Origin of the sequence: Rhodococcus sp. EPR-134 (genome assembly GCF_001647205.1) — a bacterium.
In the GTDB taxonomy this organism is placed as follows: Bacteria; Actinomycetota; Actinomycetes; order Mycobacteriales; family Mycobacteriaceae; genus Rhodococcus_F; species Rhodococcus_F qingshengii.
This window is the reverse complement of the sequence record NZ_LVCT01000030.1, coordinates 1-13007: the sequence shown is the minus strand read 5'-3', so window position 1 is coordinate 13007 and position 13007 is coordinate 1. Positions and strand designations below refer to the sequence as shown.

At 63.0% G+C, this 13007-nt stretch carries 12 protein-coding genes and 1 pseudogene; 5 read left to right on the top strand and 8 right to left on the bottom strand.

Annotated elements, in window-relative coordinates; all coding sequences use genetic code 11:
* The 3 genes from A2J01_RS01320 to A2J01_RS01310 all read right to left on the bottom strand — a co-directional run.
* On the bottom strand, positions 1-672 hold a 672-nt coding region (locus tag A2J01_RS01320; protein ID WP_064111612.1), incomplete at its 3' end, for a HAMP domain-containing protein.
* On the bottom strand, positions 669-1355 hold the full coding sequence (locus A2J01_RS01315; RefSeq protein ID WP_058037854.1) for a response regulator transcription factor: 687 nt from the start codon (positions 1353-1355) through the stop codon (positions 669-671). The genes A2J01_RS01320 and A2J01_RS01315, both read right to left, overlap by 4 nt.
* A gap of 65 nt (positions 1356-1420) precedes the next feature.
* Positions 1421-1954 (bottom strand): NlpC/P60 family protein, encoded by a 534-nt coding sequence (locus tag A2J01_RS01310; protein WP_020970417.1) that lies wholly within the window; start codon positions 1952-1954, stop codon positions 1421-1423.
* A 250-nt stretch (positions 1955-2204) separates the two neighbouring features.
* On the opposite strand from A2J01_RS01310, the gene A2J01_RS01305 reads away from it, so the two are divergent.
* Entirely contained in the window at positions 2205-3314 is a 1110-nt protein-coding gene (locus A2J01_RS01305; RefSeq protein ID WP_064111610.1) for a serine hydrolase domain-containing protein, read from the top strand.
* Between the two features lie 5 nt (positions 3315-3319).
* Here A2J01_RS01305 and A2J01_RS01300 read toward each other — a convergent pair whose 3' ends face one another.
* Positions 3320-4543, bottom strand: a complete 1224-nt coding sequence (locus A2J01_RS01300; RefSeq protein WP_082900772.1) for an erythromycin esterase family protein — start codon at positions 4541-4543, stop codon at positions 3320-3322.
* Positions 4544-4651: 108 nt separating this feature from the next.
* Between A2J01_RS01300 and A2J01_RS01295 the strand changes: the two are divergent.
* A pseudogene (locus A2J01_RS01295) lies at positions 4652-5374 on the top strand (MerR family transcriptional regulator).
* 4 nt (positions 5375-5378) lie between these two features.
* On the opposite strand, the gene A2J01_RS01290 reads toward A2J01_RS01295, so the two are convergent.
* Positions 5379-6026: a TetR/AcrR family transcriptional regulator gene (locus A2J01_RS01290; protein ID WP_003940096.1), complete on the bottom strand. Its 648-nt coding sequence runs from the start codon at positions 6024-6026 to the stop codon at positions 5379-5381.
* A 77-nt stretch (positions 6027-6103) separates the two neighbouring features.
* Between A2J01_RS01290 and A2J01_RS34895 the strand changes: the two genes are divergently transcribed.
* A complete protein-coding gene (locus A2J01_RS34895; protein WP_082900771.1) occupies positions 6104-7645 on the top strand; it encodes an MFS transporter in 1542 nt (513 codons plus the stop codon).
* On the opposite strand, the gene A2J01_RS01270 is transcribed toward A2J01_RS34895, so the two are convergent.
* Positions 7545-9827 (bottom strand): ATP-dependent DNA ligase, encoded by a 2283-nt coding sequence (locus tag A2J01_RS01270; protein ID WP_064111615.1) that lies wholly within the window; start codon positions 9825-9827, stop codon positions 7545-7547. The genes A2J01_RS34895 and A2J01_RS01270 overlap by 101 nt on opposite strands.
* A 115-nt stretch (positions 9828-9942) precedes the next feature.
* Between A2J01_RS01270 and A2J01_RS34890 the strand changes: the two genes are divergently transcribed.
* Together A2J01_RS34890 and A2J01_RS01265 are read left to right on the top strand one after the other, a co-directional pair.
* Positions 9943-10215, top strand: a complete 273-nt coding sequence (locus tag A2J01_RS34890; protein ID WP_050654722.1) for a WhiB family transcriptional regulator — start codon at positions 9943-9945, stop codon at positions 10213-10215.
* Positions 10216-10280: 65 nt separating this feature from the next.
* Positions 10281-11186: an ABC transporter substrate-binding protein gene (locus A2J01_RS01265; RefSeq protein WP_030534940.1), complete on the top strand. Its 906-nt coding sequence runs from the start codon at positions 10281-10283 to the stop codon at positions 11184-11186.
* 1 nt (position 11187) lies between these two features.
* On the opposite strand, the gene A2J01_RS36720 is transcribed toward A2J01_RS01265, so the two are convergent.
* Positions 11188-12279 (bottom strand): VWA domain-containing protein, encoded by a 1092-nt coding sequence (locus A2J01_RS36720; RefSeq protein WP_231915611.1) that lies wholly within the window; start codon positions 12277-12279, stop codon positions 11188-11190.
* The gene (locus A2J01_RS36715) at positions 12183-12875 is read right to left on the bottom strand and encodes a substrate-binding domain-containing protein (RefSeq protein WP_231915603.1); all 693 of its coding nucleotides are present in this window, start codon (positions 12873-12875) and stop codon (positions 12183-12185) included. Before A2J01_RS36715 ends, A2J01_RS36720 begins: the two co-directional genes overlap by 97 nt.
* Positions 12876-13007: the final 132 nt, after the last annotated feature.

Below are 13007 nucleotides of genomic sequence, written 5' to 3'. Positions count from 1 at the left end.
GGCGACCACGGACAATTGTGGAGGCTTGACGTCTATCTCGATGTCGCCCGCACTCACACTCGACAGCTCGCGTAAGAACGGCTCGACCTCGAAACGGCGGCGTTTCAACGGCATTGCGCCACCCTCGAGTTTCGAGAGATCGAGAAGGTCGGCTACCAGCGCGCCCAGTCGTTCCGTTTGCCGCAGCGCCGATTTCATCATCGCCGGATCCGGTTCTTCGACACCGTCGACGACGTTCTCGAGCATGGCTTGCAAAGCGGTGATGGGCGTGCGCAGTTCGTGGGAGACGTTGCCGATCAACTCGCGGCGGTACCGGTCGTCGGCCCCGAGGTCCTCGGCCATCCGATTGAACGCATGGGCGAGTTCGCCTACTTCGTCTCTGGAAGTCGCTCGTACTCGCCGCGAATAGTCGCCGCGCGCCATCGCCTTCGCCGCGGCCGTCATCTCGCGAAGCGGTGACGTCATCCCGTGTGCGAGCACCTGAGTAACGCCTAGAGCGACAACCAACGCCGTCAGTAGAGCAAAACGAAACGGTTGTTGCGACGTCAGCCAGAAACCACCCGCGGCGAACACCAGTGCTGCGACAACCAGGAGGCCGACCTTCACCTTGAAGGACCGCATCGGGTCCAGCGGCCGCGGCCACCGTGCAAAAAGACGGTCGACGACGCTCATCGCGGCACGTCCCAGGCGTACCCGACCCCGTGAACGGTCCGGATCACGGAAGGTCCGAGCTTGCGTCGCAGCGCCTTGACGTGGCTGTCGACGGTCCGACTGCCCGCTCCCTCACCCCAGCCCCAGATCTCCTCGAGCAGCGACTCCCGCGGGATCGCGGCTCGCGGCCGCTCCGCCAGATAGGCGATGAGATCGAATTCGGTGCGAGTCAGGTGAACTTCTTGCGCATCACGGCGCACTCGACGTTCGGTCAGGTCGATCACGACGTCACCGAACTCGAGGAGGTCGGCCACCGGGCGAGCAGCGTGCTCCGCGCGATCCGCACGCCGAAGCAGAGCCTGCACCCGGGCGACGAGCACACGCATGCTGAACGGCTTGCTCAGATAGTCGTCGGCCCCGACGCCGAGACCGATCAGCATGTCCGTTTCATCGGCGCGAGCGGTCAGCATCAGCACGGGCACCGGGCGCACGGCCTGGATGCGGCGGCAAACTTCGAGGCCGTCGAATCCCGGCATCATCACGTCGAGCACCACTAGGTCGGCATCCATCTGCTCGCAGCGGGTCACAGCGCTGGGGCCGTCGAATGCCAACTCGACGTCGTAGCCCTCGGCACGCAGCCTCGCCGCGATGGACTCGCAGATGCTGACCTCGTCGTCGACCACGAGCACTCTTCGCTGACTCATGGAACTGACTGTATTCGGCCCTCGTGGATGAACCTGGGAGGACTTGTGAAGGTTCTGTGCAGGTTCTAGAACCTGCGGATGTTGTTGATCGGCAGATCCGCCAGGGGCGTCAGTCCGGTCGGAACACCAACTCCGTAGGCGTTGAACACCATTCCGAACCCAGCGTAGATGCCGACGTGCGTCGCACCGGGGTAGAAGGTGATGACGTCGCCGGGGGCGAGGGCCCACCGGGGAACCGGCTGTCCGACGTTGGCCTGCTGTTGGCTGGTCCGTGGCAGATTCACGCCGGCCTGCCGAAACGCCCATTGCACCAGCCCGGAGCAGTCCCACGAGTTCGGCCCGACGCCGCCCCACTGGTAGGGCTTTCCGGTCTGAGTGCTCGCCGCTGCCAGCGCGATCAGCCCTGCCGGACTCGGAATCGGAAGGGCGGCTGATCCGCTGCTGATGCTGCCCGTGCTTCCCAAGCTTCCGGAACTCCCGCTACTGCCACCGCTACCGAGGCTTCCCGGGTCGGCTGAGGCAGGGGCAGCGGAGAGCAACAGGACACTTCCGGTCAGCAAAGCCGCGACCGTTCCCGTTCGGAGTGTCGACTTCTTCATGCATCCGTCCTTCGTGGGAGTCGTTTCGGCGCGCGGCAGCGCACCTCGATAGCCGTGAACTGGTAAGACACGTGAAAACAAACACTTCGTTCGGATGTTAACGGCGTGGACGTGGTGTTCGGACAGGAATGATTGATCCGATTTGTCGGTTTTGAACAAACGGGCCTTACGTCCCGGGCTGGCAGAAGATCAGGGAATGATGGGGGATTTCCTGGATCCCGCGGCACGACAAGGTCCATAGATTCGACTCATGCGCCCATACCTGCTCGTCGCCGCGGTCATCATCGGAGCCATCACGGCACTCGTCGGTTGCTCGACGCTCCAGCGCGCAGTGGAGATTCAATCGGATCTCGACGGACTCACCAGGTCGGGTGTCGTCGGGTCGATCGCAACACTCGACGACGGCACCACGACGGCTGTCATGACCAGCGGCGTACCCAATCGGACCAACGGCGATTCGATCGGCAAGAATGATCGGGTCCGGATCGGAAGTGTGACAAAGACATTCACCGCTTCACTCGTCCTGCAGTTGGTGGCCGAGGGCAAGGTCGACCTCGACGCACCGATCGAGCAGTATCTCCCGGGCCTACTGCACAGCAGTGACATGGACGGCAGTGGCATCGACGGTAGCGCGATCACCGTGCGGCAACTGCTGCAACATCGCAGCGGCCTTCCCGAGTTCGCCGGAGAACCCGGCGCCGACGAATGGATTGCAGCAAACGAGAACCGAACGCTGACGCCGTCCACCGCGGTCGCCATCGCCCTCGGCAAACCGGCGCAATTCGTCCCCGGAACGTCGTTCGTCTACACCAACACCAACTACATCGTTCTCGGAATGCTCGTCGAATCCGTGAGTGGCCGCAGCTACGCCGATGAACTCCGGTCTCGGATACTCGATCCGCTGGACTTGGAAGACACGTACCTCCCGCCGGCCGGTGAGCTCGACATCAGGGGCGATCACCTGACGGGCTATCAGGATCTCGACGGTGGCCTGACCGACGTTTCCCGCACGGAACCGTCGATCCCCTGGTCTGCCGGAGCGATGGTCTCGACGGGCACAGACCTGAACACCTTCTGGCGTGCACTACTCGACGGGCAGGTGGTGCCGGCCGAGCAGCTTGCCGAGATGACCACCCCTCAGGTCGCCGCCACCGAAGCCGAGGGACTCGGGTACGGGATGGGCGTCGGCGCCACCGAACTTCCCTGCGGCGTCACCTATACCGGCCACAGTGGCGGGATCTACGGGTACTACACACTGTCCGGCGCGACGCCGGATCGTGCGTTCACCGTGACGCTGACGTCGACGCCGAAGGACCAGCCGGACACCGTCGCGATACTCTCTCACGCGCTCTGCCCCTGACGCTGTTACCAGTACTGATGACGCTGCCCGTCGGTATCCGCGACGAAGATGACCGCGTCGGCGCCGTCCAACTCCGAAGGTTTCAGCGGCAGGTGGCCGGGCAGGATCGCCTCTCCCGCGGTGACGGACGGGTCAAGTGCTGCGCGAAGTGCGGGCGCCGGAAACAGGGCACGCCGACTGGTCGCATCGGCCAACGCTCCCTGCAGAGTGCCCGGATCACTGTCGGGGTTGGCGTCGGTTGCCACGAATACGTAGCGCTCCCCGAGGACAAGTCCGACAAGTGAGCCGGCGCTCCCCCAGCTGACCACGTCGCCGTTGACGGGCATGTCGGACGGCACTCGCAGGAGATGGGCATTGTGTGCGAAGAGCAGGATCGGCCCGCGTCGCTGCTCCTGGGCGACGACCGCCAACAGGTTCTCGGCCATCATCTCGGCACGCAGACTGAGCAGAGTGCCGATGCGATCAGGAGCGGAACTCGCCATCGCGGAGTGATAGCGCAAGAGCCCCAGAGCGGTGCGTGAATGTGCAAGGGCCAGGTCGTACCCGGCCGGGTCGGCGGGCCGCAGCACAGGTGCGGCGCGCCGCAGGACGCTGGCGAGGTCGTCCGCAATGATGCGCAGAGCGCGAGCATGATCGGAATTGCCGACGGACGCAGCCGGTTCGAACATCGCCGCCGGGTTGGTCCAGTCGGTGTCCTGCCCGAGCAGAAGGTCGATGCCGTCGAACGAGTGCGGCCGCATCGCAGCGGGCAGGAAGTCACCTGCTGCAGACAGCGCGCCACGTGGGCTCGGTGCACCGGAATACTCCACCGGAGCGTCGAAGCCGTAGAAGCGAACTCGGTCGGCCGGAGCGCGGCCGTGGTTGTACTCGCGTAGCCATTCGACGAGTTCGCGGTTACCCGGTACCGCACCGAATCCGTGGCTGAAGCCTGTGGCGAGCACCTTCTCGATGTCCGCCTCTCCCCCGTTCACGTAGTCGTTCACGAGCAAAGCCACAAAGACATCTGTTTCGAGCACGATCGACCGATATCCTCGTTCGACCAGTTGGCCGAGAAGTTCGTTGCGCAGCAACGGAAATACCTTGACTCCGTGGGTCGGTTCGCCGAGGGCGAGCAGAGTCGGCACCTCGGTTAGCGTGGCGAGCAGTTCGTCGACCGCACGACCAAGACTTGCCGCGTCTTCGAGTTGGCGGCCGAACTCACTCAGCGCTGGGGCAGTGGACATGATCATCCCTTTCGAAGGTGGACTGCCTTCGACAGTATCGTTGAAGATTCGAGTGAAACTTTCACTGGCAATTACCTGGGGTATACCGTGAAAAGCCTCAATCGGAGGTGATCAGTGCGGCCCATAGACCTTGCCCGTGAACACGGGTTGTCCGCACAGGCGATCCGCAACTACGACGATGCCGGCATCCTCCCTCCGAGCGAGCGCAGCACTTACGGCTACCGGCGATACACCCCAGTGCACGCGCAAGCCCTGCGCACTTTCCTCGCATTGCGCGGCGGTCACGGGCACCAGCGGGCCACGGAAATCATGCGGGCGACCAACCAGGGCGACACCGAGTCCGCCTACCGCCTGATCGACAGTGCGCACGTGACGCTGCTCGCCGAGCGAAAAACTCGCACCGAGGTAGCCACAGCGCTGGGGACTCTGTCCACCATGGCACCGGCACTGGTGCACGGTCCAGCGCTGACGGTGGGTGAGCTGGCGCGCCGTCTCGGCGTTCACCCGGCGACACTGCGCACATGGGAATAGCACGGCATCCTGCGCCCCGAGCGCGAACAGGCAACGGGTTATCGCGAATACGGTTCGGAGTGTGTGCGCGACGCCGAGATCGCACGGCAGCTGCGGCGCGGTGGCTATCGGCTGTCGCAAGTCGCTCAGTTTCTCGATTCGCTGCGCGAGGCCGGCGGAGCAGACGCATTGTCAGCGTTCCTCGAATCCTGGCAAGACCGGCTGGCCACACGCAGTCGCAACCTTCTCGCCGGCGCAGCTCAGCTCGATGCCTATCTCACGATGCTGGATCAGACCTCGCCTGGTTGCCGATCAGCAAACGGTTGAGGCGTCAGTTCACAAGCCGCGCAAGGCTCCTCACCATCTCACCGACGGTGTCGGTCGACGGCCACGGGAATTCCGGAAGATCGGCCCGCAACATCACCTGTCCGTGCAGCGAAGTCCAGATCGATACCGCATCGACAAAAGTGTCTGTGCTGGCCGACCTCCCAGCGGCGACGCACGCGTCGAGGTTGGTCACCAGCGTGTTGAAGGCGGCCAGTCCTCGCGTATCCGATTGTGGTGACTGACCTTTCGGCCTGGACCACCCGAACAAGACCCGATACCGAGCGGGCTCGGAAATGCCGAACTCGACGTATGCCGAGCACCCGGCATACAGACCCTCGACCGGGTCGGGGTGTGCGGAAACGGCGTCGGCCACGGCGAGATGCAACTGCTCCAGCGATTCGGAGACCACCGCTTCGACAATGGCATCGCGATCGGAAAAGTGTCCGTAGATAGATGGTGCGGATATCCCGACTTCGCGAGCGACCGATCGGAGCGTCACCGCCTGATCCGATCCGGTGCGGGCGATGAGCGTCGCCGCTGCGGCGACGATCTCTCCGCGGAGCCGTGCGCCGCTTCCTCTCGGATTTCGGGCGCGAGTACTCCGAGAACCACTCGTCCCAGTTTCATCGGCATCTTCGGAAACATCACTCACCCGACAAACTTTACACATGTAAGGCGAAGGGGTACGTTCTCATCACTAAACATTCGTAAGGTTACATTCGTAAGGACATGATGAATTCCCTCGAACCCACTGACCGGCGACGATGGGCAGCACTGGGCGCCCTCTGCACATCCCTCGTCGTAGTCACGATCGACAACACCATCCTCAACACCGCTATCCCGACCCTTGCCCGCGAACTGCGGGCGACCCCCGTCGACCTGCAATGGATCACCAACGCATACACATTGGCGTTCGCCGCCTTGCTCATCACGGCAGGTGGACTCGGCGCGAGATTCGGTCACCGTCGGATACTTCTGACCGGCCTCACCTTGTTCGCTCTCGGGTCAGCCTTCGCTGCCCTCTCTCACACGTCGTTGCAGCTGATCGGCTGGAGAACAGTGATGGGGGCAGCCGCCGCACTGGTCATGCCGGCGACGCTGTCACTTGTCGTCTCGATGTTCGCCCCGCACGAGAGAGGCCGGGCGATAGGAATCTGGTCTGCAACCGCCGGACTGGGAATCGCGATCGGCCCCGTAGCCGGTGGCGTACTACTCGAACATTTCAGTTGGGGAAGCGTCTTCTGGATAAACGTCCCACTGGTCGCCGGTGTGATCGCCGCGACGGTTTCTCTTGTGCCCCCGGCAAGAGGAATCACGAAGGGTTCGTTCGACATCCCCGGGCTCCTGTTATCCGCCGGCGGACTGGCTTTGATCGTGGATGCCCTCACCCAGGCAAGCCTTCGCGGATGGTCGTCGCCCATCACGGTGCTGGAGATCGTCAGCGCAACAGCACTTCTCGCCGGGTTCGTCTGGTGGGAGCTGCGGGCCCCGGCGCCGATGACAGACGTGCGCATCTTCACCAGCCGAGTGTTCAGCATCTCCAATGCCATCTTGGCCGCAACGTTCTTCGCCTTGTTCGGTGTTCTCTTCACCTACACGCAATACCTCCAATTCGTTCGCGGTTACGGTCCATTGGTTGCCGGCGTCGGTGCAGTTCCGTTTGCACTGGTGATGGCGGCTGTCGCCTCCAGCAGCGATCGTGTGGTTGGCCGACTCGGGGTGCGCAGCTCGATCGCGGGCGGCCTCGCGGTCATGTCCGTGGGACTGTTGGTCTTGTCGATCGCCGCGGGTAGGTACGCACCGTTCGGGGTCCTGGCTGCGATCATGGCACTGGTTGGCGCCGGGATGGGGCTGGTCATGGCTCCGGCAACAACTGCGTCGATGTCGTCGGTTGCGCCCCAGCAGGCTGCGATGGCAAGTTCGATCAACAGTGTCGTAAGGGAATTGGGTGGAGTTCTGGGCGTCGCCGTCGTCGGGACAGTCGTAGCAACGGTTTTCCGGTCCCGCTTCGAACCCGGAGTCGGCACTTCCACAGTCGATCTGGCGCAGATCCACGCCGACGCTCCCCCGGTGAGCATTGTGGCGGAAGCAGCGAATCAGGCTTACACTTCGGCGATGTGCATGGGAATCCAGATCTGTGCCGCAGCAGCGTTCCTCGGCGCGTTGGCCGTTATTGCCTTGTTTCCCGCACCACGTCGCCCGGCTTCTTGTCCTCCCGCAGACCCCGCCAACTCGGATGGCGAAGGCGTCCGGTCCCCGTCCAATCCATGAACCGCGCCTCACCGACGAGTTCCGGCCTCACCCACACCGCACCCTTGCGGTCATCTGCTGGAAGTTCCTCCCCGAACGGACTTTCCTTCTGACGCAGCGGTTCCAGTGTCGCAAGTAAAGACTCCAAGTCGCGATCACTGAAGCCGGTACCGACGCGCCCCACGTAGGTCAATCCATCCTCACCCGGAATTCCCATGAGCAGCGCCCCGATCCCCTGTGCTCGATTGCCCTGCCCAGTGCGCCACCCTCCGATCACCACCTCTTGAGTGCGCCAGTTCTTCACCTTGATCCAACTCGACCCACGCCGCCCCGGAAGGTAGACCGATGCACGACGTTTGGCGACAATCCCTTCCCATCCGGCATCGGTACTCACCTCCAACGCGTTCTCCGCCGTGCCCTCGATCTGTGGAGGTACCTCGAGCTCACCGACCTTGCCCGCCAACGCATTCAACACGGTGCGCCGGTCCGAGTAGGATTTCCGCAGCAAAGACACTCCGTCGAGGTACAGAAGATCGAAGGCCAGGAACACCGGCTCCCCACCTCGCTGGAGAAGACCGAAATCGGTGACCCCCGCGTCGTTGTACGCCACCACTTCACCGTCGAGAACCACGTCATGACCGTCCAGCACCTCGGCCAACCCGGCAAGGGCGGGATAGTCCCCGGTCTTGTCGTTACCCGCGCGACTGCGAAGTGACATTGTGCCCGAATGATATTCGAGAATCACTCGGATCCCGTCCCACTTACCTTCGAAAGCCCACTCCTGCGAGTCGAGACCTTCGAGCGTTCCAGCGGTGGCAAGCATCGGCTCGAGATTCTTGGGAAACTCCGTTCCGAAACTCGCGTTCTGATCCTTCATCAGATGCATCAACCACTGGTCACCCTTCGTCCGGATCAGCGCGAAGCGTCCCTGCACCCGTTTCCCACTGAGGCGCACGATCACCTCGTCTTCACGCCACTTCTCGGTCTCGTACGTCCCGGAATCCCAAATCGTCATCGAACCGCCGCCGTACTCCCCCTTCGGAATCGTGCCCGAGAACGTGGCGTACTCGAGCGGGTGATCCTCGGTGTGCACGGCCAACCGATTCTCTCCGGCACTGGTCGGCACGCCCTTCGGAACAGCCCAGGACACGAGCACACCATCCCGCTCCAGCCGAACGTCGTAATGCAATCGTCTGGCGTGATGTTCCTGAATCACAAAGGTATTGCCCGCTGTCTCCTTGGTCACCGCAGCAGGGATCGGCTCCGGCGTCCGGTCGGCCGACCGCTTGTTGCGATAGTGCGTCAACGTGTCGGCTACAGCCGCCGAGACCGGCGGATCCAGATCGCCCAGCAGATCACCATCGGATTCGACGCGCTCCAGAACCTCGTCGAACAACAGATGTCGTAGTTTCGGATCGTCGAGTTCGTCCCAACTGCGCGGCGCGGCAACATAGGGTTGATCGCGACCGCGCATCGAGTACGGCGCAATGGTTGTCTTGGCTGCGTTGTTCTGACTCCAGTCCACGAAAATCTTGCCTGCCCGCACATTTCGAGCCATCGTCGCGGTGACGAGATCCGGGTGAAGCTTCTCGAGTCCGGTGGCGATCTGCTTGGCGACAGTCGACGCACCGCTGCCGTCCAAGGCTCGATCCAGTGGAACGTAGAGGTGAATTCCCTTGCTACCACTGGTTACCGGATAGGCAGTCCACCCCAGAGTTGCGACCAGATCTCGAATCGACCTCGCCACCTCGGCGCACTCGGTCAATCCGACGCCTTCGCCCGGGTCGAGATCGAATACCAGTCGTGTCGCCGGACCACGCTCGGAACCGTCGAATCGCCATTGGGGAACGTGTAATTCGAGTGCCGCCTGTTGCCCCAGCCACGCCAGGGATGCAACGGAATCGAAGATCGGGTAAGTGACGACGCGATCAGAATGTTGCAGCGACGCACGCGTGAGCCACTGCGGGGCAGACGACGCCAGGTTCTTCTCGAAGAAGGACTGACCGTCCACACCGTTGGGCCAACGCTTACGAGTGCCCGGTCTACCGACGACATGTGGAAGCATGACTGCGGCGATACGGGTGTAGTAGTCGATGACTTCGGCCTTCGTGGTGCCGCTCTCGGGGTAGAGGATCTTGCCCAGATTGGTCACGGACACGGTTGTGCCGTCGAGAGTGATCTGACCCCGATCCGTCGTTGCCATCTCCTCATTGTGCTGGATAGCGCTGCGTCTGGCAGTAGAAATCTGATGGATCGGAAACCTGCCGCTGCGCCAGGCCACGGGCAAGACTGGATTCTCGATGGGAGAGGAGACCACGATGACAGTTCGCAGTTCCGTGGAGCCGTTGGTGGACAACAACTGGCGGATGTTCGCCACCTGTAAAACAGTGGACCCGGCGGTGTTCTATTCGCCGGGTGAAGAGCGCGGACGCAATCGGGCTGCACGGGAGAGTTCCGCGAAGCAGGTGTGCTTCCGCTGCCCGGTCATTCGGGACTGCCTGACCTTTGCACTCGACACCGCTGAACCACACGGAGTATGGGGTGGGACGACACCGTCGGAGCGCCTTGCACTACGACGCTCAGCTGCGTGAACTCCGCTCACACGAGACCCCCGTCACGTCCGTACCGGACAAACAGGCAAGATGGCCTTGTGCCTATGACACGACGCGCTGTTGCCGTGACCGCGATCTTCGCTTGCTCGATCTTGTTGGGCTCGTGTTCGTCGCAGCCGGAGGCACCTGCGGCAGCGGACACCACGACCACGGTTCCCGAGGCATTCACCAAACTGCCCTCGACCACCGCCGTGGACAAGTGCGGACCCCAGAGCGGGACCACCCTCGAAGACGGTGTCTTGACCATCGCCACCGATTCGCCGGCGTACGCGCCGTGGTTCGTCGACAACACTCCGTCCAACGGCAAGGGCTTCGAGGGGGCGGTGGCCCGGGCCGTCGTCGACAAACTCGGGTACAACGCCGATCAGGTTCGCTTCACCACGGTCGCCTTCAACGACGCACTGAAACCAGGCCCCAAGGATTTCGACTTCGACGTCAATCAGTTCACGGTTTCCGGGGATCGCCGCGAGAACGTCGACTTCAGCTCGCCGTATTACGCAGTGGCGCAGTCGGTGATCGCCTCGCGCGGGAGCAAAGCCGCTGAGGCAAAGAATCTTGCGGATCTGGCCGGCTACCGTTTGGGCGCTCAGACCGGTTCCACCAGCCTCGCGGCGATCACCGACACGATTGTTCCGACCACTGCGCCACGCGAGTTCGCGACCACGGACGACGCGAAAGCTGCGCTGGCCGCGGGCGAGATCGACGCATTGGTCGTCGACATCCCGACCGGATTCCACATCACCGAGAACGAACTGCCCGGGTCGGTCATCGTGGGTCAGTTTCCGCGGCCCAACGCGGTCACCGAATTCTTCGGGTTCGTGCTCGAGAAGAACAGTCCTCTGACGGCGTGCGTCTCTGCCGCCGTGGATGCGCTCTACGCCGACGGCACCCTCGAGAGACTCGCAACCGAATGGATCACGGACAGCGCCGACGCGCCAGTCCTCGAGTAGTTCAGCCGGCGCGCCCACTGATCGCGCCGACGAAGACCTTCGGGATGTCTGCCGGTGTCGGAGCGAAGTGGCTGTTGCCGCCGGTGAGAGCCGAAATCTGCTCGAGCACATCGGTATCGGCGTCATCGGTGACACCGATGGTGATGATCGGTACCGGCCGCGTCGGGTCCTGCTCGCGAGTCAGGGTGTCGAGAAGTTCCTGCAGCGAGATACTCGACGGATCATCGTTCGCACCGTCGGTCAGTAGAATCACCGAATTGATCGAGGCCGGATCGTAGGTCTGTTGCATGGACCGATACGCGGCGAGAACGCTGTCGTACAAACCTGTTCCGCCGCCGACGATCGAAGAGAGGCTGTCGATCCGAGACAGCAGTTTGCTCCGATGATCCGTGTCGCCTTCAGTTGCATCCATACGGGCGACAGGTTCGAGTTCGCGGTAGTCCGTGCCCTCGCCGAGGTCTACGGAGAATGCCCAGAGACCCAATTGTGCGTTGGCGGGAAACATTCGGATCGCAATGTCACCGGCCTGTGCAGTCGCGGCCATTCGAGTGACCCCGTCCTGCATGTAGTCCATGGACCCCGAGACGTCGACAACTGCCAGTGCACGGGAAGGCCTGGACAGAATCTCGTACCGCGCAAGCGCTTTGGTGACCACAGTCGGATCGGACGGCACCAGCGAGCCAACTTTTCCCACTCCACCGGCGACCGGCGGGGCCTGATCCGCGCCGCGGAACCCGAGGCCGGCAAGTACGGAGCGCCCGGTGTCCGATGTCAGCGCTGCCGCCAGCAGTTTGCCGGCGTCGACCGCCGCCGACGAGTCTGCACCCACACTTGCCATCGGGTAGTCCATGAAGACCGAACCGGACGACGGTACCGACGCGGTGAGTCGACTGTCCGCATGTGCGGCGAGATAAGCCTCGAAGGTCTGCTCGGTCGTCACCGCGGTCCCGCCGTCCGCGTCCACGGTTTGGATGCGTCCGGTCGAACCGGTTTCCTTCAGATTTCCGTACTGCGCTTGCGCCACCGGGACCAGGGCTGCCGAAATGGACGTGAGGTCCCCGCCCCGCGACTGGGCCTCGGCAAAGGCTGCCACGATCGGTGCGCTGGAGACGGCACTGGTGAGGGGATCGGTGCGCTGGAGACGGCACTGGTGAGGGGATCGCCGATGTGCAGTGCTGGAGCGCCGAGGACATCCGTCCAAGCGGCGGGTGCCTCGCTACCCGGCGCCGAGACAGTGACAACAGGGGTGGACGCGACCGAGTTGCTGATCCGGCGAATCTCCTGCCCGCTCGCCGAAACCTTGTCCAACCATTCGCTCGAATCAGGGATCCACAGTGCGGGTGCCGAACCGTCGGCGATCGCCGCGACGGTGAGCACGGGATCTTGCGGCGTCACACTGAGCGAGCTGCACCCGAGTTCCGTAGCGGGGATGGCAGCGGCGACAGCTTCGAGTCCCGAGGCGATCGACGGATCGGCGGCCACGGTCACGGTTTCCGGGTTCTCACAGCTGGTTGCCGTCGCAGCTGTGACAGCACTCGCACCGAGTTCTCCCTTGTCGCTGACGCTTTTGAACGTCACGGCGAATGCTGCGGTTCCACCGACTGCGACTACTGCCAAGAGTCCGATCAGAACCTGCACGGATCGAGGCATGGACGCAGGTGGTGCGCCGTACCCATGACGAGACGACATTGATCGAATCCTTTCCGGCGGGACCCGCATCAATAACCAACCGATGCCCGATTTATCCCGCCGAAAAGAATCCTAACTCATGTTAGCGGTGAAGTAGCTCGATGTGGAAATCTCCACAACTAGGTGTAGATC

Coding starts and splice junctions, on each gene's coding strand:
- A2J01_RS34890 (WP_050654722.1), top strand. CDS start 9,943: ATGACAGTTCGCAGTTCCGTGGAGCCGTTGGTGGACAACAACTGGCGG.
- A2J01_RS01270 (WP_064111615.1), bottom strand. CDS start 9,827: ATGGCAACGACGGATCGGGGTCAGATCACTCTCGACGGCACAACCGTG.
- A2J01_RS01310 (WP_020970417.1), bottom strand. CDS start 1,954: ATGAAGAAGTCGACACTCCGAACGGGAACGGTCGCGGCTTTGCTGACC.
- A2J01_RS36715 (WP_231915603.1), bottom strand. CDS start 12,875: ATGTCGTCTCGTCATGGGTACGGCGCACCACCTGCGTCCATGCCTCGA.
- A2J01_RS01305 (WP_064111610.1), top strand. CDS start 2,205: ATGCGCCCATACCTGCTCGTCGCCGCGGTCATCATCGGAGCCATCACG.
- A2J01_RS01315 (WP_058037854.1), bottom strand. CDS start 1,355: ATGAGTCAGCGAAGAGTGCTCGTGGTCGACGACGAGGTCAGCATCTGC.
- A2J01_RS01300 (WP_082900772.1), bottom strand. CDS start 4,543: ATGATCATGTCCACTGCCCCAGCGCTGAGTGAGTTCGGCCGCCAACTC.
- A2J01_RS01265 (WP_030534940.1), top strand. CDS start 10,281: ATGACACGACGCGCTGTTGCCGTGACCGCGATCTTCGCTTGCTCGATC.
- A2J01_RS34895 (WP_082900771.1), top strand. CDS start 6,104: ATGATGAATTCCCTCGAACCCACTGACCGGCGACGATGGGCAGCACTG.